This is a genomic window from Candidatus Kaelpia imicola (assembly GCA_030765505.1).
GTDB classification, from domain to species: Bacteria; Omnitrophota; Gorgyraeia; order Kaelpiales; family Kaelpiaceae; genus Kaelpia; species Kaelpia imicola.
The window spans coordinates 22,507-46,877 of sequence record JAVCCL010000001.1 but is presented as its reverse complement, the minus strand read 5'-3'; the positions used below and the strand labels follow the sequence as shown (position 1 = coordinate 46,877).

27 protein-coding genes are annotated in these 24,371 nt (G+C 35.9%); 2 read left to right on the top strand and 25 right to left on the bottom strand.

Going from position 1 to position 24,371, the window contains the following annotated elements; all coding sequences use genetic code 11:
- Positions 1 to 70 precede the first annotated feature (70 nt).
- On the top strand, positions 71 to 424 hold the full coding sequence (locus tag P9L98_00230) for a PilZ domain-containing protein (protein MDP8215741.1): 354 nt from the start codon (positions 71 to 73) through the stop codon (positions 422 to 424).
- A 1-nt stretch (position 425) separates the two neighbouring features.
- Here P9L98_00230 and P9L98_00225 read toward each other — a convergent pair whose 3' ends face one another.
- From P9L98_00225 to P9L98_00125, 21 genes are read right to left on the bottom strand one after another with little or no spacing between them, the layout of a single operon-like run.
- Positions 426 to 1,823 carry a mannose-1-phosphate guanylyltransferase/mannose-6-phosphate isomerase gene (locus tag P9L98_00225; protein ID MDP8215740.1) on the bottom strand — a complete coding sequence of 466 codons (1,398 nt, stop codon included), beginning with the start codon at positions 1,821 to 1,823 and terminating at the stop codon, positions 426 to 428.
- Complete coding sequence (locus tag P9L98_00220) at positions 1,820 to 2,308, bottom strand: hypothetical protein (protein MDP8215739.1); 489 nt, start codon at positions 2,306 to 2,308, stop codon at positions 1,820 to 1,822. Before P9L98_00220 ends, P9L98_00225 begins: the two co-directional genes overlap by 4 nt.
- On the bottom strand, positions 2,305 to 2,916 hold the full coding sequence (locus P9L98_00215; protein ID MDP8215738.1) for a PHP domain-containing protein: 612 nt from the start codon (positions 2,914 to 2,916) through the stop codon (positions 2,305 to 2,307). Before P9L98_00215 ends, P9L98_00220 begins: the two co-directional genes overlap by 4 nt.
- On the bottom strand, positions 2,909 to 3,442 hold the full coding sequence (locus P9L98_00210; GenBank protein ID MDP8215737.1) for an HAD-IIIA family hydrolase: 534 nt from the start codon (positions 3,440 to 3,442) through the stop codon (positions 2,909 to 2,911). Before P9L98_00210 ends, P9L98_00215 begins: the two co-directional genes overlap by 8 nt.
- A 3-nt stretch (positions 3,443 to 3,445) precedes the next feature.
- A complete protein-coding gene (locus tag P9L98_00205) occupies positions 3,446 to 4,411 on the bottom strand; it encodes a KpsF/GutQ family sugar-phosphate isomerase (protein MDP8215736.1) in 966 nt (321 codons plus the stop codon).
- Positions 4,404 to 5,225 (bottom strand): 3-deoxy-8-phosphooctulonate synthase, encoded by an 822-nt coding sequence (gene kdsA / locus P9L98_00200; protein ID MDP8215735.1) that lies wholly within the window; start codon positions 5,223 to 5,225, stop codon positions 4,404 to 4,406. The genes P9L98_00205 and kdsA overlap by 8 nt, the downstream gene beginning before the upstream one ends.
- A gap of 3 nt (positions 5,226 to 5,228) precedes the next feature.
- Complete coding sequence (locus P9L98_00195) at positions 5,229 to 6,743, bottom strand: DUF1846 domain-containing protein (GenBank protein ID MDP8215734.1); 1,515 nt, start codon at positions 6,741 to 6,743, stop codon at positions 5,229 to 5,231.
- Entirely contained in the window at positions 6,740 to 7,447 is a 708-nt protein-coding gene (gene kdsB, locus P9L98_00190; GenBank protein ID MDP8215733.1) for a 3-deoxy-manno-octulosonate cytidylyltransferase, read from the bottom strand. Before kdsB ends, P9L98_00195 begins: the two co-directional genes overlap by 4 nt.
- The gene (rfaE1, locus tag P9L98_00185) at positions 7,438 to 8,454 is read right to left on the bottom strand and encodes a D-glycero-beta-D-manno-heptose-7-phosphate kinase (protein MDP8215732.1); all 1,017 of its coding nucleotides are present in this window, start codon (positions 8,452 to 8,454) and stop codon (positions 7,438 to 7,440) included. The genes kdsB and rfaE1 overlap by 10 nt, the downstream gene beginning before the upstream one ends.
- A gap of 57 nt (positions 8,455 to 8,511) precedes the next feature.
- Positions 8,512 to 9,309 (bottom strand): DUF3108 domain-containing protein, encoded by a 798-nt coding sequence (locus P9L98_00180; GenBank protein MDP8215731.1) that lies wholly within the window; start codon positions 9,307 to 9,309, stop codon positions 8,512 to 8,514.
- A complete protein-coding gene (locus P9L98_00175; protein ID MDP8215730.1) occupies positions 9,306 to 11,273 on the bottom strand; it encodes a glycosyltransferase family 9 protein in 1,968 nt (655 codons plus the stop codon). The genes P9L98_00180 and P9L98_00175 overlap by 4 nt, the downstream gene beginning before the upstream one ends.
- A gap of 29 nt (positions 11,274 to 11,302) precedes the next feature.
- A complete protein-coding gene (locus P9L98_00170) occupies positions 11,303 to 12,094 on the bottom strand; it encodes a tRNA (adenine-N1)-methyltransferase (protein MDP8215729.1) in 792 nt (263 codons plus the stop codon).
- Positions 12,075 to 12,986 carry an ATP-binding protein gene (locus tag P9L98_00165; protein ID MDP8215728.1) on the bottom strand — a complete coding sequence of 304 codons (912 nt, stop codon included), beginning with the start codon at positions 12,984 to 12,986 and terminating at the stop codon, positions 12,075 to 12,077. Before P9L98_00165 ends, P9L98_00170 begins: the two co-directional genes overlap by 20 nt.
- 4 nt (positions 12,987 to 12,990) lie before the next feature.
- Positions 12,991 to 14,094 carry an ATP-binding protein gene (locus P9L98_00160; protein ID MDP8215727.1) on the bottom strand — a complete coding sequence of 368 codons (1,104 nt, stop codon included), beginning with the start codon at positions 14,092 to 14,094 and terminating at the stop codon, positions 12,991 to 12,993.
- Positions 14,095 to 14,130: 36 nt separating this feature from the next.
- Positions 14,131 to 15,618 (bottom strand): glycosyltransferase family 39 protein, encoded by a 1,488-nt coding sequence (locus P9L98_00155; GenBank protein MDP8215726.1) that lies wholly within the window; start codon positions 15,616 to 15,618, stop codon positions 14,131 to 14,133.
- The gene (locus P9L98_00150) at positions 15,619 to 15,885 is read right to left on the bottom strand and encodes a lipid-A-disaccharide synthase N-terminal domain-containing protein (protein ID MDP8215725.1); all 267 of its coding nucleotides are present in this window, start codon (positions 15,883 to 15,885) and stop codon (positions 15,619 to 15,621) included.
- Positions 15,882 to 16,592 carry a glycosyltransferase family 2 protein gene (locus P9L98_00145; protein MDP8215724.1) on the bottom strand — a complete coding sequence of 237 codons (711 nt, stop codon included), beginning with the start codon at positions 16,590 to 16,592 and terminating at the stop codon, positions 15,882 to 15,884. Before P9L98_00145 ends, P9L98_00150 begins: the two co-directional genes overlap by 4 nt.
- 51 nt (positions 16,593 to 16,643) lie before the next feature.
- Positions 16,644 to 16,976 (bottom strand): hypothetical protein, encoded by a 333-nt coding sequence (locus P9L98_00140; GenBank protein MDP8215723.1) that lies wholly within the window; start codon positions 16,974 to 16,976, stop codon positions 16,644 to 16,646.
- Positions 16,973 to 17,503: a hypothetical protein gene (locus P9L98_00135; GenBank protein ID MDP8215722.1), complete on the bottom strand. Its 531-nt coding sequence runs from the start codon at positions 17,501 to 17,503 to the stop codon at positions 16,973 to 16,975. Before P9L98_00135 ends, P9L98_00140 begins: the two co-directional genes overlap by 4 nt.
- Positions 17,481 to 17,966: a hypothetical protein gene (locus P9L98_00130; GenBank protein MDP8215721.1), complete on the bottom strand. Its 486-nt coding sequence runs from the start codon at positions 17,964 to 17,966 to the stop codon at positions 17,481 to 17,483. The genes P9L98_00135 and P9L98_00130 overlap by 23 nt, the downstream gene beginning before the upstream one ends.
- A complete protein-coding gene (locus P9L98_00125) occupies positions 17,963 to 18,460 on the bottom strand; it encodes a prepilin-type N-terminal cleavage/methylation domain-containing protein (protein MDP8215720.1) in 498 nt (165 codons plus the stop codon). The genes P9L98_00130 and P9L98_00125 overlap by 4 nt, the downstream gene beginning before the upstream one ends.
- A 613-nt stretch (positions 18,461 to 19,073) precedes the next feature.
- Between P9L98_00125 and P9L98_00120 the strand changes: the two genes are divergently transcribed.
- Positions 19,074 to 20,228, top strand: coding sequence for a radical SAM protein (locus P9L98_00120; protein ID MDP8215719.1), 1,155 nt, complete (start codon positions 19,074 to 19,076; stop codon positions 20,226 to 20,228).
- 457 nt (positions 20,229 to 20,685) lie between these two features.
- On the opposite strand, the gene P9L98_00115 is transcribed toward P9L98_00120, so the two are convergent.
- The 4 genes from P9L98_00115 to P9L98_00100 are packed head-to-tail and all read right to left on the bottom strand — an operon-like array spanning position 20,686 to position 24,357.
- Complete coding sequence (locus tag P9L98_00115; GenBank protein MDP8215718.1) at positions 20,686 to 21,819, bottom strand: radical SAM protein; 1,134 nt, start codon at positions 21,817 to 21,819, stop codon at positions 20,686 to 20,688.
- Positions 21,820 to 21,823: 4 nt separating this feature from the next.
- Positions 21,824 to 22,636 carry a hypothetical protein gene (locus P9L98_00110; protein ID MDP8215717.1) on the bottom strand — a complete coding sequence of 271 codons (813 nt, stop codon included), beginning with the start codon at positions 22,634 to 22,636 and terminating at the stop codon, positions 21,824 to 21,826.
- 7 nt (positions 22,637 to 22,643) lie between these two features.
- Positions 22,644 to 23,282, bottom strand: a complete 639-nt coding sequence (locus P9L98_00105; protein MDP8215716.1) for a class I SAM-dependent methyltransferase — start codon at positions 23,280 to 23,282, stop codon at positions 22,644 to 22,646.
- Between the two features lies 1 nt (position 23,283).
- On the bottom strand, positions 23,284 to 24,357 hold the full coding sequence (locus P9L98_00100; GenBank protein ID MDP8215715.1) for a glycosyltransferase family 9 protein: 1,074 nt from the start codon (positions 24,355 to 24,357) through the stop codon (positions 23,284 to 23,286).
- Positions 24,358 to 24,371 lie beyond the last annotated feature (14 nt).

Below are 24,371 nucleotides of genomic sequence, written 5' to 3'. Positions count from 1 at the left end.
AACTGAGTTTTATATATTAATCCGGGCAATAATTTTTGGAAAAGAGAACATATTGTGTTATAATTTAACTATGATGAAAGTAAAGAACAATAGAAGAAAATACGGCAGAATGCCTATAGAGTACTCAGTAGAAGTAACAGACCCTAGAAAGATAAAGAATGTCCGGACAAGGGATATATCGATAAGAGGCATCTGTCTTATAACTCCGATGCCGCTTAAAGAGAATTCTATTATCAAAATGAAACTCGCCATAGATGACGAAGAGCCTATCTTGATTCCTATTCAGGGCAAAGTTGTCTGGAAGATGAAAAAGAAAGAGAAAGAGTACCATCATGGTATTCTTATAACTAGCATCAAGGGAGACAAGAAAGATACCTTCAGGAAGTTTCTGGCAACAAAGTTAATCGAGTTTCTTCTTAAATAGACTACCTTAAATCCTTATACTTATCATCAAACCTTACAATATCATCTTCTCCAAGATAAGTTCCGTTTTGAACCTCTATTATCTCTAAAATTTCGTTTTCCGGGTTTTTCAGCCTATGCTTTGTCTTTTTGGGAACGTATATAGATTCATTCTTCTCTATAACCTTCTCTTTATCTCCTATTACCACCCTTGCCCTGCCTTTGACTACAACCCAGTGTTCGCTTCTATTGTCATGGAGTTGCAGACTTAGGCTCTCTTTGGGATTTACAGTCACATGCTTTATCTTATAACTCTCTCCTTCCTCTAATATACTAAAGCTGCCCCAAGGCCTATAGTGAGTCTTATGCTCAGAAGCCTCACTCCTTTTCTTCTCTTTTAATCTCTGGACAATATTTTTAACCTTCTGAGACTCTGATTTTGGAGCAATCAGAACAGCATCTTCAGTTTCAATTACAAGCATATCTTTAAGGCCTATAGCAGATATAAGCCTCTTTTCACTTATCAAAAAGGAGCCTTCGGTATCTTCGGCCACTACATCTCCTAATAATACATTTCTAGACTCATCCTTATCCATAACATCATAAAGGGCTCCGAAAGAGCCGATATCGCTCCAGCTTATACCATTAAGCGGGATCAAAGCTGCACTACCTGTCTTCTCCATTATCGCATTATCTATCGATATATTAGGGAGCTCACTAAACTTATTTATAAAATTGCTCCAACTGAGCTCTAAAAACCTGGCTACATCAGGCATATGTTTTTTGATCTCTGCGACAATCGTAGCTATCTTAAAGCAGAACATACCAGAGTTCCAGAAACAGCTCCCCTCCGCTATCAAAGCCTTAACCTTATCGCTGTCAGGCTTTTCAATAAAACTCTTAACTGCCAAGATATCTTCATTCTCACCTTCAGTCTTTATATAACCATAACCGCTGCTATTGTTGCTGGGTTTTATACCAAATATCACTATCTTATCATCCTGAGCATGTTTTTGAGCAAGTTCTAAAAAACCATAGAACTTATCAGCTGGCGAGATAAGATGGTCTGATGGCAATATTGCAATAACTTCATCTTCCCTAAGCTTCAACTCATTTAAAGAGTAGTTTAAAATACCAAGAAGCGCCGAAAAAGTATTTCTGCTTTGGGGTTCAAATATTAAGTGCGGTAACCCTTGACCTTTAGATGAAATCTTCATGATATCAGATAAAACATGAAACTTATAATTCCTGTGGGCTGAAATTATTAAATCTTGAATTTTTACGTTATTCAAACACCTTAGGATTGTATTTTGAAAAAATGAATATTCTGAGTTTATTCTGAGAAACTGCTTAGGATAACTCGGACGTGACAGAGGCCAGAGCCTGGTTCCGCTACCGCCTGCAAGTATTGCTACCTTCATAATTTAATATTACTAGATAGAACATCCAGCAGATACTCATTATTATCCACTTTTTTATCAGAGATCGTAAATCTCATTACAATAGATTTGGCTTTTTTAGATAATAGACTCTCCATTTTATCCAGACACTTTTTCTTACCCAATCCACTTCCATAAGTTGCAAAAAGGCAGATCTTTTTACCTCTCAATGTCTCACAATCTTGGATAAAACTCCTTAGAGCAGGAGCAGGAGCAAAAGCCCAGACCGGAGTACCTAAAAAGATATAGTCGTAGATAGATAGATCCGGCATATCTTCCCCAGACAGTTTAACTTTCATAGCAAATAAAGACTGGGAAGCCTGCTTGATAAAACTCTTGCTCTCTACTTCTGGCTTAAGTTCTAAAGACTCGACTTCTATGCTCTGTTGAATTAAAAAATCTTTTATAGCAAAAGCAACCTTTCTCGTATTCCCTGTAAAAGAATAGAAAATTATTACAGCTTTCATTTTCTTTTTAATCTTTTTCTATTTGCAAAGATCACATTGAAAAATCCCGTTGTAAAAAACCCTACTATTCCTTTATAAATTGACCTTATGCTAAGATTGCCTATCTCAAATGCAAAATGGGCATCACTTCCACGAATAGGTATTATATCGAATCTCTTTGCAAAACCTAAAATTCTCTTCTGATAAAAATTAAAGAAACTCCTTCCATTAAAAACCTCTATATAGTCTGCAAAGGGCCCAACCTCTTCCAAGCTATAATCTCTCTTTGTGTACCTTATGCCTCCATAGGGATGGGGTATTAAGATCTTAGCACCCTGAGATTTTATCTCTTTAATCACAGAGAAAAGCTCCCTGGACTCTATCTCTCTCTCAAGCCCTACACCTGCAATCTCTCCTTTGTCTGTTTTAATCTCAGCTCCAACTAAAATCTCTATATCTTTACCCCGAGCATGCTCCCTAGCTTCTAGACCGCCTCTTATTGTATTATGATCAAGCACACATATCTTCTTCAAGCCTCTCTTTATAGAAGTATCTACAATCTTAATAGGAGAAGTCTTTGAATCACCGGAATAGATGCTATGGATATGCCAATCTTCTCTGTTAATCACTGATCAAATCTTGAACCAGGTTATCCCATAAGCCTTGCTCTTTAAGAACGAGCTCTACAATCTCTCTTACAGCTCCAGAACCTCCGGGATTCTCTGTAATATAGTTTGAAGCTTCTTTAACCTCAGAGGGCGCACTTGGAACAGTTGCCGCAAATCCAGCCTTCTTTAAAACTCTTATATCTATAAGATCATCTCCAATATAACAGATATTTGAATCGGTTAATTTAAACTTCTTTTTTAACTTCTTATAAATATCTATTTTTCTATACACATTCTGATAGACTTTAAAAATCTTAACATCTTTCGCTCTTCTCTTTAAGAGCGGTGACTTTTTTGCAGTCAATATACAGGATATCTTTCCAGCCCTCTTCCAGAGGCTTAAACCCAGACCATCTTTAACATCAAAAGCCTTAATCTCATCACCATAACTGCCATAATAAATCTTTCCATCTGTTAAAACACCATCTGCATCTAATATTAAAAGTTTAACATCTTTTAATTTTTGTTTTACGTTTTCATCAATCATAATTTAGACTAACCCCGCCTTTAATAAATCTTGAATATCGATAAGCCCGACCGGGCGATTATCTCTGTCTATAACAACAAGTTCATCTATTCTAAACTCTTGCATAATCTTACCTGCTTCAACAGCTAAATTTCCCAGTTTAATCCTTTTTGGGTTCTCGCTCATAATAGAACCAACCTCTCTGTTTAAAATATCACCCTTTTTACCTAACCAACGCCTTAGGTCTCCGTCAGTAAATATACCTTTCAATTTACCCCCCAAATCTACAATCGTGGCTGAACCGGCATGGGACTTAGTAATCTCAATTAAAACATCTTTTACAGAAGCGTCAATTTTAACAATAGGGTGGTTATTACCTTTTCTCATAATATCTTCGACTTTAAGCAACAGTTTTTTACCTAAGATACCTGCCGGGTGGTAGAGCGCATAATCGTCCTGATCAAAACCTTTCAATTCCAGAAGTGTAATAGCTAAAACATCTCCGATAGCAAGCATAGCTGTCGTACTGGCAGTAGGAGCAAGATTAAAAGGGCAAGCCTCTCTATCTACTTTAGCACCTATAACTACATCGCTCATCTGGGCTAAAGTAGATTTAAGATTACCTGTTATTGCAATAAGTTTTGCGCCAATGCGTTTAATAACAGGTAAAAGATTCTTTATCTCATCCGTCTCTCCGCTATTTGAAAGGGCTATTACAACATCTTCGGCTGTAACCCTGCCTAAATCCCCATGGACTGCCTCTGCAGGGTGAAGGCAGAGACTCGGCGTACCTGTCGAAGACATAGTTGCAGAAATCTTTTGAGCAATAATACCGGGCTTACCCATGCCTGTGACTACAACCCTTCCTTTACAATCTAATAACATCTGGGCTGCTTCTATATATTCATTTCCTACGTTTAAATTTTGAATTGCTTCAGTCTCAATCTTTAAAATATCTTTTACTCTTTTTAAGACTCTATCTCTATCCATCTGCCGCACCCTTTATCTTTTTAACCACTCTTATTATCTCCTGGAGCTGTTTAAAATCTATCATAGAAGAAGCATCCGATAGGGCTTCTTCGGGATTCTCATGTACTTCCAAAAAGAATCCGTCTACTCCAACCGCTGCTGCTGCCCGGCTGAGATAGGAAACATATTCCTGCTCTCCGCCGCTCCTGACTCCCTTTGAAGGAAGCTGAACGCTATGGGTTGCATCAAAGATAACTATGAGATCATCTTTCTGCATTCGGGGAATTGCTTTAAAATCATTTATGAGATAGTTGTAACCAAAACAACTTCCCCGCTCTGTTACAATAACATTCTTATTACCTTGCTGATAAACCTTATCAACCGCCTTTAAAACATCCCAGGGGGCCATGAACTGACCTTTCTTTATATTTACAGGTTTTCCTGTCTTTGCGGCTTCGACTATAATATCGGTCTGACGACAGAGCAATGCAGGAATCTGAATCAAGTCCAGCACTGAGGCTGCCTCTTCAGCTTCATAAGGTGAATGGATATCAGAGGTTATGAGAATACCAAGAGTTTTTTTAATCTCAGAGAGTATTGAGAGACCCTCCTTTAAACCCACTCCGCGAAAAGAGTCTAATGATGTTCTGTTAGCTTTGTCATAACTTGCCTTAAATATGAAGCTTATCTGTTCACTCTCAGCTATAGATTTTATCTGTTTTGCATTCTCAAATAGCGAAGCATAGTCTTTAATAACGCAGGGCCCAAGAATAAATAATAAATCAGATCCTTCGCCTACGTTAAAATCAGTTATCTTTATAGTTCTCTTTTTCATATCTTAAGCCAGATAGACATTGTGGGGTGAAAAATTAGGGTCGCTTGTTAAATTCAAAGAGAGAGTCCTCAACCCTGACTCATCTCCGGCTGTAGGCATATACGTCATATGAATCTCAGCACCTTTTAATTTATTCAAGCTCTCCATAGCAGACTGTGCTGCAGGATTAGTTGCCGTAGAAATACTTAAGGCGATTAAAGTCTCTTCAAGATTAAGATTGGCAGACTTTACATCCATAACATCCTTTTTGAAGCTCTTGATAGAATCTATTATATTAGGAGATAGAAGGTGAATATTATCAGGCATAGAGGTAAGTGTCTTCGCTGCATTTAAAACAACGCTGGAAGCTGCATGCATAAGCGGTGAGTTCTTACCTGTAACTATATCACCACTCGGCAATTGAATTGCCGCACCGCAGAAAACACCTTTATGTCCCTTGCCTGTCTCTTCAGCTCCAGCTGCCGCAGCTCTTGCAGCAGAGACCACACTCCTGTCCTCCTCTTTGACTCCGACCTTCTCCATAAGCTTCTCTACTCTAATTACAGTATCTCTGTCGACTAAGCCGAGCATATACTCACATCTATATCTAAAATACCTTCTAATTATCTCCTGTGATGCTGCTTTACTCGCAACCTCATTATCCGTAATCCCAAAACCGCATCTATTAACACCCATATCAGTTGGTGATCTATATATTGAACTCTTCCCGGTTATCTTCTCTAAAATTCTCTCTACAATAGGAAAAGTCTCAACATCTCTATTGTAATTGACAACCTCTTTCCCGTAAACTTTAAGGTGAAAAGGGTCTATTAAATTATAATCCCCTATATCTGCTGTTGCGGCCTCATAAGCAACATTTACAGGATGTTCAAGCGGTATATTCCAAATAGGAAAAGTCTCAAACTTTGCATAACCCGCCTGAATACCTCTTTTATATTCATGGTAAAGCTGAGATAGACAAGTCGCTAACTTACCGCTACCTGGACCGGGAGCCGTAACAATAACAAGTGGTTTTTTAGTCTCAATATAAGGATTCACACCGTAACCTTTATCGCTTACGATAAGATTAATATTATTAGGATAACCCTCTGTATAACTATGCGTGTAGACGGAAACACCTCTTCTCTGAAGCTTATTCTTAAAGATCTTTGCCGCAGGCTGCTCTTTATAGCGCGTAATAACAACACCCGACACATTAAGACCCCATCCTTTTAAATCATCTATTATCTTTAAGACATCAACATCATAGGTAAAACCAAAATCTGCCCTTATCTTTCTCTGCTCAATATGACCCGCATATATACAGAGTATGATCTCTGCTTTCTCTTTCAGTTTCTGGAGTAACCTTATCTTAACATTAGGGTCATAACCGGGCAGAACTCTGGCAGCATGATAGTCGTAGAGTAATTTCCCTCCAAACTCTAAATAGAGCTTATTACCGTAATTCTCTATCCGGCTTAAAATCTCTTTGCTCTGCTGATCCAGATATTTATCATTATCAAAACCTATTTTTTTCAACCCAATATCTCCTCTACTCTTCTTAAATCTTCTTCTGTATCAACACCAATAGTCTCATGCTCTGTAACAAATACAGCTATTCTATAACCATTATACAAAAATCTCAACTGTTCTAATTTCTCAGCTTTATCAATACTGCTCTCTTCTAGCTCAGAATAAGAGAGCAGAAAACTCTTCCTAAAACAGTAGCTGCCTATATGCTTATAATACTCCTCTCCGCCATGAGGTATAGGTAAACGAGAGAAGTACAATGCTTTATTATCTTTATTAAACACAACCTTAACAACGTTCTTATTATCAATCTCATCAAACTCTGTAATCTTTCTAACCGGAGTCAATATCTCTATATCTCTGTTATCCGTCATATATCTTGCCATCTCATCAAGCAACTCATGAGATATTAAAGGTTCATCGGCCTGAACATTTATAATAACAGCTGCATCCAGAGAGGAAGACGCCTCTGAGACCCTCGAAGTTCCGCAGTTGTGAATTTTGGTTGTCTTTATAAATTCTCCCCCAAAAGAGACTACCTCATCTATTATCTCTCTATCCGATGAGGCAACATAGACCTTCTCAATATATTTGGATTCTTTAACACGATAATATACATGCTCAATTAAACTCTTACCTTTTATCTTTCTTAAGACTTTCCTATAGAGCCGCTTTGAATCAAGATGTGCGGGTATAACAGCTGCTACTTCCACTTCCTTATCTCTCCCCAGAGCTCTCTCTTGCTCACCGTTGCTGTTCCTATCTTGCCTACAACTATCCCTGCTGCTTGATTAGCGATATATGCCGCCTGAGCCAAACTTGCACCAGAGGCAACTGTAAGAGTAAAGACTGCAATCACAGTATCTCCTGCACCAGAGACATCATAGACCTGGCGAGCCATAGTAGGAATATGCAGCGGTCTTTTTCTACTCTCAAAGAGATAGATTCCTTTATCTCCCAATGTAATCAGGGCTGACTTAGCATTCAATTTTTTTATCAATTTACCGCCTGCTCTCTTAAGACTCTCCTCGTCTTCTATCTTAAAACCAACAGCCTCTTCTGCTTCTGCTCTGTTGGGAGTGATCGCAGTGATACCTTTATAGTATTTAAAATGCTCTTTCTTGGGATCAACTGTTATAACTTTTTTAAACTTCTTGCCTAACTCAACTACTCTTTTTACAAGCTGAGAGGTTATTAGTCCCTTACCATAATCTTCTATAATGACTGCGTCTGCCTCCTTAACCTCTTCCTCTAGCATATCCAAAATAGAGTTGATTGATTTTCTGCTCACAGCCTCAGGGTTCTCTCTATCTATCCTGACAACCTGCTGAGAGTGAGCAATAACCCTCACCTTATGTGTTGTGGGACGTGAGGAATCTCTGATAATTTTAGCTGTATCTATTCCTATATTATTGAGCTCCGACAAAAGTATACCTCCATTGGCATCATCACCAACTATACCCACAACAGATACCTTAGAACCCAGCTCAGATAGATTATGGGCAACATTACAAGCTCCTCCGGGCATATAAGACTCTCTCTTTACCCAGACAACAGGCACCGGAGCCTCAGGCGAGATACGCGAGACATCACCCCAGATAAACTGATCTAAAATCAAATCACCGATAATAAGAATTCTCTTTTTCCTAAACCGCTCAAGAATAGATTTAACCGAATCCCCGTTCTTTAAAACCCAGTCTGGGATAGCTTTATTAGCCATGCCTAAGATAATAGCATTGTAGAACTCATTATTCAAGAAAAGAGGTCTAAATAAGCGTCAGGGCTCAAGTGCCGCTCTTACAGTCCCTACAACAGGTATATCAATATTAAACTGGCCCAGTAAAGGAACCTTATTTTTATCCCCGGAGAACCAGATCCAGGCCTCTCCTCTTGCCTTCTCCTGTCCACTTGATGCTTTAATATTGACTAAGATAACATCCGGAGTACCATGCCCGCGCAACTCAAGAAGACCTTTCTTCACGACGTTAATATCTACCTGCCATATTTTTGCCCTTTGAACCACTTTAAAACTATAGAGATCTTCATTGAAATCAGAGGTTCTAAATTTATAGAAGCAGCTGAAAAAATCATAATAGTCAGGTTCTAGATCTATCTCTTTTTCAGAATCATCAAGAAGAGAACGGTATATTAACTTATTATTTTCATAATCAAATATTGTCTCTGATTCAGAGCGATACCCACCCTCTCTTCTTTTGACTATATAGGCCAAGGGTTTTAAGCTCTCGCTGTCAATATAAGAATGGAACTCATCTCTAACCTTAAATATAAAACTTAAAACCTTATGTGTCCGTACTTTTATAACTATATGGTAGCATTCAACTTCGTTATACTCTTCTAATCCTAAATTTTTAAATTCAGCCTCGGCAACAGTCAATCCAAACCAGCGAATCTTATAGAAAAACTTCTCATGAATAAAATCGGCCATCTCGCTTTTTGGTATAACAATATCTTTCTCTTGCCACTCTCTATTGTAGATAGCTGGAGGTCTCATAGCCATTCTTCTGGCACAAGAGATATTTAGAATTAAGATAAAAACCAATAGCAATCTTTTCATAGATGAATCTCGCTTACCATCTTTACAAATTGATCATAGACTCTATCGACTCTAATATTCTTAAGACAGATAAAACCTTTTTTACAGTTATGAGCAAGGCACTCTACGCACCCTGAATCTTCATATATTACTTTAGCATTCTCTCCTAAAGGACCCCAGCGTCTATACGAAAGTCCGGCCTGATTCCTCCCGAATATCACAATCAAAGGCTTGCATAGACTATCGGCTATATGCATGGGGCCTGAATCATTGGATATCATAAAAGAGGCCCTTGATATTAAAGCTACCAGTCTCTCTAAAGTAATATCGCAATAAAGATACAAGCCTGAATCTAAACATTGATTCAATCTATCTTTCAACTCTTCATCATCAGGGCCTAATATAAATACAACCTCTAAGTTATTTTCAAGTTTTATTCTTTTTGAAAGTTCTACAAAATTTTCTAAATCCCAGAGTTTTGATTTACAAGACGCTCCGGGATGGATAACAATAAAGCGGGCTATATTTTTACTTTGAAGCTCATTATCTACCCACTCTAAAGCATCTCTATCAGGAGTTACAAATTGATTTAAAGACACCTTATCAATTCCTATTTTTTCAAGAAGATCAAAATTATACTCTGCTTCTGACTCTTTACCTTCCTGCTTCTTGTGTTCAACTCTTATGTTATTAAATAAACCTAATTTACAATCATAGCCCGCTCTTTTCGGAATACCCCCAAAAAAAGAGAGCAGATGATTTCTATTTGTAGGATGAAAATGAATAACCAGATCAAACTTCTTTTTTTTGATCTCTCTAAGCAGCCTTAAAAATCCTAAGATACCTTTATGATTTTTATCTTTATCTAAACCGATTATTTCATCAATATAAGGATTATCTTTTAAAAGCGCCTTCGTCTTAGAGCTAGAGAGAAAACAGATATATGTATTGGGGAATTTATCTCGCACCGCTTCAATAGCCGGAGTAGTAAGCAGGAGATCGCCGATCCTATCTGTGCGGCTAAGAAGAATCCTGTTGTATTCGTCGTTCTTATTTCTTTCTTTTCCTTTTAATATCTTCTCGACAACATTTAAAATATAACCTGGCTTAATAGACTCCAGACATCTCTTATCGGAAAAGATACATTGAGCTCTCTCGCAAGGCGAGCAGGGATAACCTCTTTTGATAAGAGCTGAGTTATCTGCTAACGGCCCGTATTTGACTGCAGACGTAGGGCCGAAGATTGCAGCCGTAGGTGTATTTGAGCTCGAAGCCAGGTGCAAAGATGCACTATCGTTTGTTATAACTACCCCTGCCCCCGCTATTAAACAGGCTAACTGAGGTATCGTAGTCTTAGCTCCAAAGTTCTTAACTCTATCATCTATAACCAACTCTTCTAAAATACTTCTCTCCTCATCGCTGCCTGTTAAAACAATATCTAAGTCGGGATACTTCTTTAAAAGAAGTGTTATCAGAACTTTAAAATGCTCTAAAGGCCAAGACTTAGTGGAGCTCTTTGCAATAGCAGATATTATTAAATACTTATTCAATCCAAACGAATCTATATACTCTCTCTCTTTCTCGCTCCATAAAACCTTAGGCTTAAAGTTACTAAGTTCCTCTCTGTTAAAAAACCTTCTTAAAACCATATTATGTTTAAAATAAGTATGGGCCTTGATTTTTTTGCTTTTTAAAGGTCGGAATGTTATCAAAAAAGATGCGAAGATATTCTTTAAATCCACTACTAAATTATATTTCTCCTCTCTTAAATCTATAAAAAATCTAAACTTATCTAAGAAAGAGAAGCCCTTCTTATATAGATGAATCCGGTTGACCCTCTCATCGCAAGAGAATACACTCTGAGCTCTTTCATCAACCGCAATATCTAAAATAAGGTTAGGAAATTTAGTCTTTAAAGCTTCTAATACTCCTGTCGTTAGGACAGCATCGCCTATATTGCTTAAAGTTATAATAAGTATCTTCACGTCAAAGATTAAAAATTAAATAATCAATCTTATTTTTTAGTATTCAAAGAGCCTTTAAATCTGGCAAAGACCATAAAACCTGTATGGCCTACCATCCTATGCTGCGGCCTAACGCTATAACCCTTTATCTGCCAAGGCCTAATTAATACCTCAACTATCTCTATGTCCAGGAAAGATTCAGTTACTTCTATCTCTTTAACAAACCTCTCAGCCTGAATAATGGTCGGTACATAAGAGGAGAAGCTCCCTCCTCTTCGTAAGGAGTTAACTGCTTCAGGTATAACCTCCCAGGGTTGAGAGAAATCCAGTACTATAGCATCCAAACTATCCTCGTCTATCCCATTGGCAATATCCTGCTGTTTTAAGGTCACATTGCCGGGGAATTTATTATAGAACTTCTCTAAATTTTTCCGTGCAACATCCTGCAACTCAGAACGGTTGTCATATGAATATATATGACCTTCCCTGCCTACATAACGACTCAACGCTAAAAGCAGCGCTCCGGAACCTGTGCCTGCTTCAACTATTCTGTCTCCCGGCTTAATATCCGCCCAGAAAAGTATCACCCCTATATCCTTAGGATGTATTATGGCTGTCTTCCTGCTCATCTTCTGTATAAAATCATTTAAGGTGGGGTAGAATACCGTAACCTCTCTATTTGTAGACGTTAAAAACGCCTCCCCCTCTTCCTTCCCGATTATATCCTTATGATAGACTATGCCCACGTGAGACTGAAACCTGCCCTTAATATCCAGTCTCTGGAGATAGGTTTTATTTTTATCATCCCTCACTATAACAAGTTCATTTTTCTTGAAGCTCATATCTAGCTTTCTCCTTTCCTATCAATTTACAATATGAACAGGTCTCTTGAGTTGTCAACATACCACACTTAGAACATTCATTTAATTGAACACTCTCCTCTTTCTCAAATATATCTTCCTTTTTATCCAAAAACTGAAATAGGAAATTGTTTCTTGTACCTGGAGAATATTCTTCTATTAAAGAGAGGGCTTCTTTATATATATCCTGAGTATTACCTTTTTTGAACGGGCAACTATCACTAAGGTAATCTATGCCTTCTAATCTAGCGTAAGTCCTTATCTCATATTCGCTCATCTTATAGAGCGGCTTTACCCGCCTGATAAGCTTAGAACCAACTGCATCAAGCCTGGGAGACTGCCTTCTGATATAGCCCAACTGCCAGTGCAGTATATTGCCAAGAAGAACTGCACTCTCATCTTCCAAATTATGTCCTGTAGCTATAACACTAAAGCCATTCTCATAAGCATATCTATTCAACCAATATCTTTTAACCATCCCGCATACTGCACAGAACCTTTTCTTTTTCAGCATCATTCTTATATCAAGTCCTGTCAACTCTTCAACTTTTAATACTTTAAACTTAAGCTCTCTCTCTTTTGCAAACTTAAATATTTTATCTTTGCTGGCACTGGAAAAGCCTTCTATGCCTAAGTCTAAAAAAACACCCTCACTCCTGTAGGCCAGCTTGTTAATGAGATGCCAGCAGAGAAGCGAATCTTTACCTCCTGAGACAGCAACAAGAATAGACTCCTGCCTGTTAAACATCTTCATATCTGTTATTGCACGCCTAAACTGTCTGTCCAGAAAAACTTTAAAATCCTCTTCACAGAGTTTTAAATTATGACTCTTTAATTTAAAAGAAGCTTTGTTACCGCAGATTTTACAATTCATCTTCTTATCTAAACCTTAAAATATATTCTGCAAACATCCTATCTAAGATTCTATATTTTTTATCATTCCGCCGTAGAATAAGATCCTTATCTACTAACCTATAGACAAAGTTCTTAATATTGGAGACAGGGTAGTTTTTTATCTTCTTCTCAAATATAATTACATCTCTTAGCTGAGAGAGGCTAAGGTAATCTCTTTTCTCTGCAAATATATAAAGCAGTTCTTTCTCTCTCTCGCTGGCCTTATCATATAGTGAAGAGAAGTATTCAATCCCAAGGTCTTTTAATGTATTGAGCAACGAAACCTCCCAGCACTCTTCACTCACAACCCCTTTTATCTGATTATCATAAAGATGATTCGCCAGAAGCTGCAGCTCATATGGATGGCCTTCAGAGTAATCCCAGCAATTAGCTATAATGCTGCCTTCAAAGATAACCCCTGTACCACTAAGAGTATTCTTTACTGTAGTTGTAAGGCTATCTTTTGAGAGTTTATTTAGTATCTGTTTTTTTCGAAAAAATCTACCTATAGGATCATATCTCTTTAAAAAATTAGCCCAGCCCGAAGGGGTTGAGGCAAGCACAAAAAGAATATTAGTCTCTTTTATCAAATCTTCATTTGAGAGGGCAAGCCTCAAGAGATCTAAAACTTTAGGCATATCAGAGATATTCTGAATATCGTCGACTAGAACTACCAACATCTGGGAGTTTGAACCTTTAAAAATATTCTTCAACACTTCAACAAGCAAGATGGCTATATTTTTTGATCTATTCTGAAAAAGAGAGAGGTCGATATTTAAACCGAGCCCAAAAGATATCTCCTCAACAATTGACGACAGAACATCTCTATAAGAATCTCTAGGACCGCTTTTAGCTAAAGAGGTATACACTGCTTTAGAAGCTTCATTCTGAGAGACTCTCTTGTAACATTTAAGAAGAGAAGTCTTACCTCTTCCCCACTCTCCTAAAAGTAGTAGATGAAAATACTCTCTCTCTCTCCTCCTTTGCAAGAGGCTAGAGAAATCTTTAACCAGCTGCTCTCTCCCGCCTAAGATTTTTGGTTCAAGACCTGATTGCGGAGTAAAAGGATTGGTCAGTATTTCAGCCATAGAGGGATTTTATATCTTTTGGGTTACAGAATCAAACTATTTTTGTAACTTTTGTACCTTAACCAAATAATATTTATCTGTCTCGGATATTATCTCAAAAGAGGGCAATCTCTCCTTCAAAAAAGAGAGCTCTTTCTTAGGGGTTATAATATAGTTACCTTTAAAATCCTCTATTCCTTCTATCTCCTTCACTTTAGACTTGGAATAAAAGAGAATGCTGGGTTTAAAGAATTTCCAAGTATATATAGTCTCAGCATTTAAATCTCTCTCTCTAAAGAGACTCTCAGTCGAGCGGTAATTAGAGAATGCATCTCCGTAAGATAGCAAGAGATAAAAGTATATCAGAACAGGGGATAGAAAAAGGTATAGAAACTGGATCTTAAGCTTTTTTTTATACAGCATCAATAGAGGGACGGCTATGAGAAAGATTATCAAAGCTATGCTGTAGAAAGACAGACTTACCCCGACATCTATAAAATTCGGGGGGATGAATCTAAGAGCCAAGCTAACAGCTGTCAACGTGAAAAAGAAAAACAATCCCGCTTTTGTCCTTTTCTCCCAAGCCCTCTCTATACTATCGCCAAGCACTATGGCTAATAGCGGGAAGATAGATAGAATATAGGTTGGAAGTTTACTTTTGCAGAGACTGAAAAACAGAACTGCTACAAAAACATAACAGATTAAAAATCTATTCAATCTTGTTGATAAATCAGATTTTCTTAACCTGAAAAAAAAGAAAGACCAAGGTATAAAACCTGCAAATATCAAAGGAATATAATAGTAGAAAGGCTCTCTATGCACAAAACCCTCTTGAAACCTCCCTAATGTCTCTTCTCTTATAAGCTCAAAAAAATCGGCTTGGCCTATTTTAAAGAAAAGCATCAAATACCATCCTCCCCCTATCAAAAGCATAATCATAATTCCCCAGGGATTGAAGAGCCTTTTGAAATAAGACCTATCTCTTTCAATAATAGAGAATAGTAAGATAGAGAGAAAAATTAACAGCACCCCTGCCGGACCTTTAGTAGCCAAGGATAGCCCGGCAAAGATAAAAGACAAAAATATAAACTTCTTATTACCCAAGCCAAGCCAAAAAGTGAAGATAGAAAAAATAATAAAAGTCGTAAAAAGCATATCTGTTATAGCGATACGCGAACTTATTAAGAAAGCAGGCGAGCTTAATAATACCAACATCGGGATAAAAGACCTCTTCTCTTTTTTCTCTTCTTTTACAAACAAGTATAGTCCCAAAATGAGACCCAAACCTGACAAAGCCGAGGGAAAACGAGCTGCAAACTCATTAACACCGAATATTTTATAAGATGCTACAATCGTCCAGTAGAAAAGTATCGGCTTATTAATCCGCGGAGCTGAGTTAAGAAGAGGAATAAGATATTGATTGGAATTCATCATCTCTCGGGCAGACTCTGCATAACGGCCCTCGTCGGGATCTATCAAAGAGAGATGACCCAGGAAAAAAAAGAGGATAGATGCAGAGATTAAAACAAGGCCTATTGTTTTCACTTAATCGACTTGATATTTCTTATGTATTAGATACAGGTTACGCGAATATATGATTACACCCATTGACTGTCCTAATATAAAAACAGGGTCTTTGCGGAATATAGCATAACTTAGAAGTAATATTCCTCCTGCTATGCTAAAATACCAGAAAGATATCGGAACTATACTCTTCTTCTTTTTCTCAGATGCAAGCCACTGAATTAAAAAACGCATAGAGAACATTATCTGCCCCAAGAAACCCACCAGAAGCCAGAACTTTATATTCATAACTCCTCCTTAATATGAGGTTCAATGTAATTCTTCTTCATCCAGAGAACAATAAATGTATCTACTAGAGATTTAAATATCCTATTCTTTATTCCATATTTGCTCTTACCGAACTTTCTCTTCCTATGATTGACCTCAACCTCTACAACAGATGCCCCGTGGAGCTTAAGCAAGATAGGAAGAAATCTGTGAAAACCGCGAAACATCTCTATTCTAGTCAAAACATCCCTTCTGTATACTTTAAGCATGCAGCCTGTATCTTTGATACCATCTTTTATAATTTTGTTTCTTATATTGTTTGCTATTTTTGACGCAAATCTCTTTTTAAAAGAGTCCGCTCTATTTTTCCTCCACCCTGAAACAACATCATAACCTTTCTCAAGATAAGAGATCAACTTTAGAATTTCAGCAGGATCATTCTGCAAATCTGAATCCATAGTCGCTATAATATCACCGCTTGCTCTGTCGAAACCTACTTTTAAAGCGCTGGATTGTCCATAATTCTTTTTAAAAGATATGACCTTAACGGTTTGGTCTTCTCTCTTTATACTTTTGATAATATCCAAGCTCTTATCAGTAGAACCATCATCTATGAAGATAATCTCAGGCTCAACGCCAGCAGAATTTATAACATCTTTAAGCTCTCCATAGAGAATCGGTATATTCTCTTCTTCATTATATACCGGGATTACAAATGAGATTTTCATAAGGTTATTGGATTTTAGTGTTTAACCGTAATAAAATCAAGCCTAAATAGACTAATCCAATATTTCACTTTCAACGCTTATCTCAACCGGATCTCCAGAAGCTCCAGCAATTATGATTGTATAACTGCTATTAAGTCCCGCTATATCTACGCTTTCATTTAAGCCTGCCGTCCTATAGCTCCAATCATCATAGAGTTTCTGCTTTGCCCTCTCAATTCCCATATCATTTACAAACATAGTCTGAGCCATGCGGTAAAACCCTTTTGCTACTTCAGTTCTATTAGCAAAAATAGAGGCAAGCATCATTCCAAAAATAGAAAATAGCATCATTACAAAGATTACCAAGAGAAGAGCCAACCCATCTTTTTTAATTAAATTATTCATCTGGATAAAAAGTTTCTCGGAAAAATATAAGAGTTATAAAGACTGCTCTGATCACCCTTGGAAGCGCTGAATCTTAAGTATAGATACCAGATATCTTTAATCTGTGCAGCAGATAGGACCCCAGCAGCAGGAACAAGTTCAACATTGCTCTGATTATAATACTTTATCTCGAAACTACTTATATTCTTCGTTAAGGGTTGAGAGTTTTTATAGATAACGTTACTGCTATATGTATAGACAATGCTTTCTGCACCAGTATTTGTAAAGGTTACAGCATCATCTTTTGCAGAACTTATGGTAGGATTGGATGATGAGTCTATATCTATCTCTTTTAAATCCCGGCTCATAAAATCAAGTGCTAATTTAGAATCCTGCTCCAGTTCATATCTCTGAGTTAAAAATTTCCAAGAATCAACTACTCTAAGTACATAGAGTGAGACACCGTAAGAGAAGACTCCTACAAGAACGATGACCATTACTATCTCTATTATTGTAAATGACTTTTTATTTCGTATTATGCCCTGCATAACTAACTCCGTTAGATAGAGTTACAGTACCAAGTTGAGCATGAGCAGCCGATATATCTATCCTCTTATAATCTGTTGCAGCTGCAGCTGTATTATCCCAATCAGCTGAGGAATCAGGATTATCCACATAATAAACAGATACAGTGGTTGTAATGCCGGGATAGTCTGAATCTGTAAAAGAGTAGTCGTCAAAATCATCCACATCATCATAATCAGTCAATGTAATCTCACCGCTATCTGGCCCGAGGTCAACAGGATTTGTAAATGGAGAGGAAGACTCTTCGTCAAAGGATCTACTTAAGATCAACTCCATACAAGATGCAGCCATGCTAGAAGCGCGATTAATATAGATACCAACATCGGTATCCCGAGAAACAGTAGCAAATATATTCATAAGAGGAATTGCAATAAGGACAAAGACCACTATTGAGATTATTATCTCTATAAGAGTTAGACCTTTCACTGAACCTCCACCCACCCTGTTACAGGATATATCATAATTGTTTTAGACCTGCCCCTATAATTTAAAGCTATCGTGCCTACTGCCGATAAATCATTACCGGATGAATCCAAAGGCTCACCCAAAGATGAAAACCTTAACTCATTTGAAGCATCTATATTTACAGAACTAATGCTAACCCCTTTATACTCCCCTGTTGTATCCAAATCTAATTCCATATTAGCCCGGCTATAAGGATCTGTAGCCGGATTGCCTGTATCAACCTCATAGACTCGATAATAATTAGCCGCAGCATTGAACTCCAAGCCATAGCTCTCATGCTCTGCGATAGAGAGATACTGAGTATATCTTATGTCAGAACTTATCTTCTGAGCACAGGAATATATCCTGGCATCCAAATAAGAATCAATATTAGGCACAGATATCAGTACTACAAAACCTAAGATTGTGATAAGAATTATAAGCTCAATCAAAGTAAAGGCCTTGTTTTGCCGCATATAAAAATATTAGTTAAACTGGTTGTTTTTTACAAGTTTTATATTAAAGTTTTATATTAAAGAATTTTTGCTGCTTCTGGGGCATCCGGTATACAGCCGGTTAATCAAACAGACAGAATACCTCAAAGTGGAAAACCAGATCCTGCACAAGAAAATCAAAGGTCGCATCATTGTTGCTCCAAGTGAAAAACGGAGGTTTATTAAATACGGCCTTTCCCCTTTATAATATTGAAGATACAATTATTAACTTGCATACATTACATCCATAAAGCAAAATACTTTTAGATATGAAAAAACCTGAATTAAAAGTTGTGCTACTAAGTTTATATTCATACAAGTATACTTCAATAGCAATAAGGCAATTTCAACAGATACTTAAAAAACAAAATGTAGACACTACTACCATATTTTTTAAAACATACAGTTATCTTAAAAACAGATTGCCCTCTAAAAAAGAATACGAATTACTTTATAGTTCGATAAGTAAAATACAACCTGATTTACTTTGTATAAGCGTATTTTCAACCATCGCTGATATTGCAAAACAAATTACTATAACAATTAAACAAAAGATGGATATAAAAATTGTTTGGGGGGGGGGATACATCCTACCATGAACCCAGAGGACTGCATAAAATATGCTGATATAATAAACATAGGAGAGGGCTATATTTCATTGCCAAAATTGGTCAAGTCAATAACTGAAGATTGGCATGATGTCACAATACCTAATATTTGGATCAAAGACAAAACGCACATCATCAAAAATAAAACAAATTTTCTAATAAAAGATTTAGATACAATACCTTTTGCTGACTATAGTGATGACAATAAATTATTTATAGACAACAATAAAATCTACTATACAAATTATAATAATCATATAAACAAAAAATATCACATCATGTCATCTTTAGACTGCCCATTTTCTTGCTCTTTCTGTTGTAACAATCAACTTAAATATAAAAATGCCTCTATCAGACGCAGAACCGTAGAAAATATCATTCAAGAATTAGAAATAGCAAAAAAAATATACCAGTTCCAATATGTCGAATTTTGGGATGATGTTTTTACAATAGATCTTAATTGGTTGCAAGCATTTACAGATGAATACAAAAAAAGGGTAAACCTTCCAGCTTTTTGCTACTCTCAAGCATCAACCGTTAATGAGGATATTGTAAATAAACTACATGAAGCAGGAATAAAGAAAGTTACTTTGGGCATACAGAGTGGCTCAGAGAGAATTCGTAAAGAAAGTTACAATAGATATGGAACAAATAAACAAATAATAGAAGCCGCTAATTTATTTAATAAACATAAAATATTTGTAAACTACGATTTCATCATAGGAAATCCCGAAGAAACCAATAATGACATGAAAAAGTCATTTGAGCTTATTTTAAAACTGCCTCATCCGTTAGCGTTGTCTGTTTCATCTTTATTATATTTTCCTAACTGTGAAATAACAGTTAGGCATTTAAAAAATAATCTAATTACCCGAAAAGATGTTGAAGATATTTCAAAAAAAGCCTTAAAAAAATTCGGATTATTAATTAAGTTAAACAGCAATAAAAACTATTGTTATTGGAGTTTTATGTATTTCTTAGCCGGATATATTAAATTAACAAAAACTTTTAAAGAAATACTTATTAGCAAAAGATTTTACAAATTTTCAATACTAATTATTGTCCCTATTTATTACATATTGCAGACAATGGTCTATTTACAAAGAAAATATCCTATATTTAAAAGAAAAGTACATCTATAAATTGTATTTAGAAGAAAACTTTAAGACAAAAAGAATGCCCCCCCCCAAAAATAACTCGAACTATAATCTTAACTCTCGTTAACCCTGCTTGACCTTAATTCCTTGTTTTGAACATCTTCGAAAAAGGCTCATACTTTTCCTCTCTGGTTACAAGAAATTCCTTTTATAAATTATCGCTATTAATCTATTGATTTATTGCTCGTCATTTCCGAGCAAAATAGATGGCTTCCCATGCAAATATCAGATATAATATCCTTTCTGAATCATAGATCTATAAACAGGCGTTATGTAGATAGCCAAAAACCTGGAAAAATATACCAATTCGAGAGGTTGTTTTAGTAGACTTAGCACAGCGCCCTGAAAGGAACGATTATAGCACCTTTACAAGGTGCCATTTCTAATTTGACTAGATGACATTATCATATTGGTGTTACATTTTTATATTAAATACCTACATTCAGATGTAAGCTAACGAACAACACTTTTTGCATATAGGTAATAGATTATTATTTAATATATCTTTACGTAAACTCTGCATGAGTTTGCTATTCCAAAATTCAAATGGGCTATTTTCAGTTACATTGCCAATCTTTTTGTATATAAAAGGGCATACCAGCACATCTCCATTCTCTATAACTGTCAAGGAGCAGAGATTCTTACATATCAAACTCTTCTCTTTCTGCACTCGACCTTGAAAGAATTCAAGTGGATATTTCGCTGCAATCCTTGGGTATATAGCTGTAAATACAGCACTTCTTTTTCTTAAATTCCTTATCTCATAAATAGCAGCGGTATTTTTTTGCAAATATGTTTTTTTATCGCTAAGCTCTTTTTGCTGTATAAAGAACCTGTCACTCTGATTAAAATGCAAAATATCAGACGCCTCTTCAATATCATTTTTTGAATAAAACATTTCAGGCATAAATGTAAGCCTATCGACTTTTAATTTAGAGGCCAAATCAATGAGGTAGCCAATAGAATCAACGCTCTCAGAGACAATAATGGCATATAGTCCAACTATAAACGGAGCATCACATAATAACTCTAATGCTCGACAAGCTCTTTGAAAAGAATCTCCTGATTTTCTTAAGCTATTATGACGCTCTCTATCCGCATCTATTGAGATTGCTATGCTCTCTATAGATTTGTAAGTTTTCAGCCTCTCTACCCTCTCTTGATCCAGAAGATAGCCATTAGTACCTAATTTTACCTTCATACTCCGAATCTCTATAAGATCTAATATTTCAAAGATATCCTCTCTCATAAATATCTCTCCCCCTACCATCTCTATCAAATCTATACCCCAATCTTTTACACAATCTAAAAATTTTTCTATCTCCTGCATATTTAGTTCTTTAAAATTTAAGCTCCTTCTTGAATTCTGATGGCAAAAATCACAACGAAGATTACAGCGCATTGTTGGTTCAAACCAGACTGTTCTAGGTTTATCTATATACCCACTGCTCTTAATTTCTTTCCATAAGGATTTATTATCTCTACTCCAGTAAAGATCGAGAATGGCATCTGTTAGACCCCATCTTATAAATTGTTTTAATAATCCGCTTCGTAACAATTTTAATCTTAAATCCATAATTTCATTTTAACTTCTTAAATCTATAGAATAAAAAAGAATTTAAAGCATCAAATAAATTACCGTAGATAATTTTATTTATATTAATATTTTTAGGTTTTAAGGTTTGGAAGAATTTTTTTACCTTAAAAGATACAAATAGTAAATCAATATCCTTAGCCATAGCAGCTGAAGAATGCATATAGACAGAATCTATTACTATATTAACTTTACTTATCTTCTGAGCAGCAAAGTTCAAATTAATATTATCTCCTATAGTAGGTATAAAAAGAGGAGTATCTTTTAAGCCTGTCATTTTCTTCAATTTTTTAGGTAATATTGATTTAAATCCAGATTCAGAATAGCTATGAAAAAATACTCCTGAACTAATATTGCTCTGCGCCCATCTTATATCTTTATCTTCTACATAGATCTTACCATGAACTCTATCATCAAAAGGTATATCCATACCGATATATTTGCTTAAGCCTTTATTTATTTGTAACCTTCTATCGATATTTTTATTAAATTTAAGATAGAAAACATCTATACCGATAATTTTAATATCTTCTACCATTTTATCTATATTTTTAAAGCTTTTGACGATTTGAAGTCTATCCCATATGCAAGAACATCCAGAGAAAATTCTCTCTTTATAAGGATAGCTTTTAAAGAATCCAGAATCATATATAGCATCTTTTACAATCAAGCCGAAATTAGAATCTCTCCCCATAATATATTCCAAACTAGGCATAGAGAGTATTAAATCTCCCAAACCATGGGGATGCAAATAGACTATTTTCAGATTTTTATCTTTTAAAAAACCTTTACTTATCATGGCAAAGCTATTTTTCACCAACCCAGTATATAGCACGCGATACAGCCGGATGAGCAAAATTTTTGTTTAATAGCGAAAAATAATTGTAAAACACAGGGAATCTTCTTGTGATGCTCATACCTGGAAACTCTCCTTTAAAAACCTGCTCTTTAAAATAATTCTTCATAAACCTTCTCAGTTCTAGCCAATTCATCTCTGATACGTGAGTCGACTCTCTCTTTTCCAGCTTTAAATTGCATATCATGCGATATATATACCTATTAGGAGATGAGACTATTATGATACCTCCTTTAACAAGCAGCCCTCTTATCCTCCTGATATAACCATCAAGCAAAGCAAGAGGTATGTGTTCTATAACTTCAAACATCATGACTAAATCAAACTGCCCAATCTGTCTAGGCATATGTTTTAAATCTGTATTTATAAGCTTTACTCTAGCATCTTTTTTAAATAATTTTTTTGCAGAATCAATTTTTGAAGAATCTGGCTCTAAGGCTACGGCTTTTTTAAATTTAGAACCTTCCAACAGATGGTAAAGCTTAGAGCCGTCTCCAGTTCCTACATCTAAAATGTAACCTTTAATGCGGTCTTTTATAATAGCTGCCAGATCCGAGCTTATTTTATAATCAACTTCAATCCTTATCACTTTATACTAACCCCTTGGTTCTTAACTTATTATAAACATCATCAACGCTTATACTCTTTAAGCAAGCTAAACCCCTAGAGCAGTCTATGCTGCTCCTGCTTGAATAGAAGGGGTATCTTAGGCAAGGTGAACAATCAACTACATTATTCATTATATAAAAGCTCTTCTTGCCACGTGGAGCTGTTCTTGCATGGTTACTAGGTCCAAAAATGCCTAAAGTTGGAATTGATAAAGCAGAACTTAAGTGCATAAGCCCAGTATCATTGGATATAAATAACTTACAACACTCTATGAAGAGTGCTGTTAATTCCAAAGACTGACTATCCATAACGAATACTCTAGCTTTATCTTTTATATAATCTGCTAATCTATTTTTTAAAGAACTTTCCTCATTACCTCCAAAAATAAGAATATATGCATCTTTATCGTCAATTAATCTTTGAGATAGTTCTGCAAATCTTTCTATAGGCCACCTTTTTTTATGACCCTGCCAGCTCTTATTCCAAGAACCTCCTCCTCCAGGATGAATCCCTACTAAAAATTTATTATTTAAACCTCTATTTTCTATATATCGTTTTACAATTTCAAAATTATCATAATTAAGTTTAAGGTTTAAATCATAACTTATTCCCCCATCTCTACCATCTAAGACTTTGAGGAGATTTAAATTCTGTTCTAAATCATGAATCTTCACATCTGACTCTACCTTCTTATTGATTAAAAAATCAAACCTAAATAATCCACCCTTATATCTATGCGAAATTCTATTCTGTGCTGCAATTAAAAACACCAGAATATTTAGCGCTGTTTTATTCGAAGGAAAAACAGTAAACGAATAATCAAACCTCTGCTTGTGTAATTTAAATAACAGGACTAAATTGGCTAATATACTTCTTGTAAAAACAGAATAGCCATCTATTAACCCTGCATCTTTAAGCATCTTTCCAAGACCTGCATTTAATAGGACCAACCTTATATCCGTATCAATAATATGCCGGAGGTTTTTCAAAAAAGGTATTGCTAATATAGTATTGCCTATACCGGAAAGAGAGATAATAACCGTTTTCTTCTTCATAATAAAATTCTATG

Coding starts and splice junctions, on each gene's coding strand:
- P9L98_00230 (MDP8215741.1), top strand. CDS start 71: ATGATGAAAGTAAAGAACAATAGAAGAAAATACGGCAGAATGCCTATA.
- P9L98_00160 (MDP8215727.1), bottom strand. CDS start 14,094: ATGGCTGAAATACTGACCAATCCTTTTACTCCGCAATCAGGTCTTGAA.
- kdsA (MDP8215735.1), bottom strand. CDS start 5,225: ATGAAAAAGAGAACTATAAAGATAACTGATTTTAACGTAGGCGAAGGA.
- P9L98_00110 (MDP8215717.1), bottom strand. CDS start 22,636: ATGATAAGTAAAGGTTTTTTAAAAGATAAAAATCTGAAAATAGTCTAT.
- P9L98_00205 (MDP8215736.1), bottom strand. CDS start 4,411: ATGGATAGAGATAGAGTCTTAAAAAGAGTAAAAGATATTTTAAAGATT.
- P9L98_00115 (MDP8215718.1), bottom strand. CDS start 21,819: ATGGATTTAAGATTAAAATTGTTACGAAGCGGATTATTAAAACAATTT.
- rfaE1 (MDP8215732.1), bottom strand. CDS start 8,454: ATGGCTAATAAAGCTATCCCAGACTGGGTTTTAAAGAACGGGGATTCG.
- P9L98_00165 (MDP8215728.1), bottom strand. CDS start 12,986: ATGAATTGTAAAATCTGCGGTAACAAAGCTTCTTTTAAATTAAAGAGT.
- P9L98_00225 (MDP8215740.1), bottom strand. CDS start 1,823: ATGAAGGTAGCAATACTTGCAGGCGGTAGCGGAACCAGGCTCTGGCCT.
- P9L98_00125 (MDP8215720.1), bottom strand. CDS start 18,460: ATGCGGCAAAACAAGGCCTTTACTTTGATTGAGCTTATAATTCTTATC.
- P9L98_00220 (MDP8215739.1), bottom strand. CDS start 2,308: ATGAAAGCTGTAATAATTTTCTATTCTTTTACAGGGAATACGAGAAAG.
- P9L98_00180 (MDP8215731.1), bottom strand. CDS start 9,309: ATGAAAAGATTGCTATTGGTTTTTATCTTAATTCTAAATATCTCTTGT.
- P9L98_00150 (MDP8215725.1), bottom strand. CDS start 15,885: ATGAATATAAAGTTCTGGCTTCTGGTGGGTTTCTTGGGGCAGATAATG.
- P9L98_00120 (MDP8215719.1), top strand. CDS start 19,074: ATGAACCCAGAGGACTGCATAAAATATGCTGATATAATAAACATAGGA.
- P9L98_00210 (MDP8215737.1), bottom strand. CDS start 3,442: ATGATTGATGAAAACGTAAAACAAAAATTAAAAGATGTTAAACTTTTA.
- P9L98_00135 (MDP8215722.1), bottom strand. CDS start 17,503: ATGCAGGGCATAATACGAAATAAAAAGTCATTTACAATAATAGAGATA.
- P9L98_00170 (MDP8215729.1), bottom strand. CDS start 12,094: ATGAGCTTCAAGAAAAATGAACTTGTTATAGTGAGGGATGATAAAAAT.
- P9L98_00145 (MDP8215724.1), bottom strand. CDS start 16,592: ATGAAAATCTCATTTGTAATCCCGGTATATAATGAAGAAGAGAATATA.
- P9L98_00140 (MDP8215723.1), bottom strand. CDS start 16,976: ATGAATAATTTAATTAAAAAAGATGGGTTGGCTCTTCTCTTGGTAATC.
- P9L98_00100 (MDP8215715.1), bottom strand. CDS start 24,357: ATGAAGAAGAAAACGGTTATTATCTCTCTTTCCGGTATAGGCAATACT.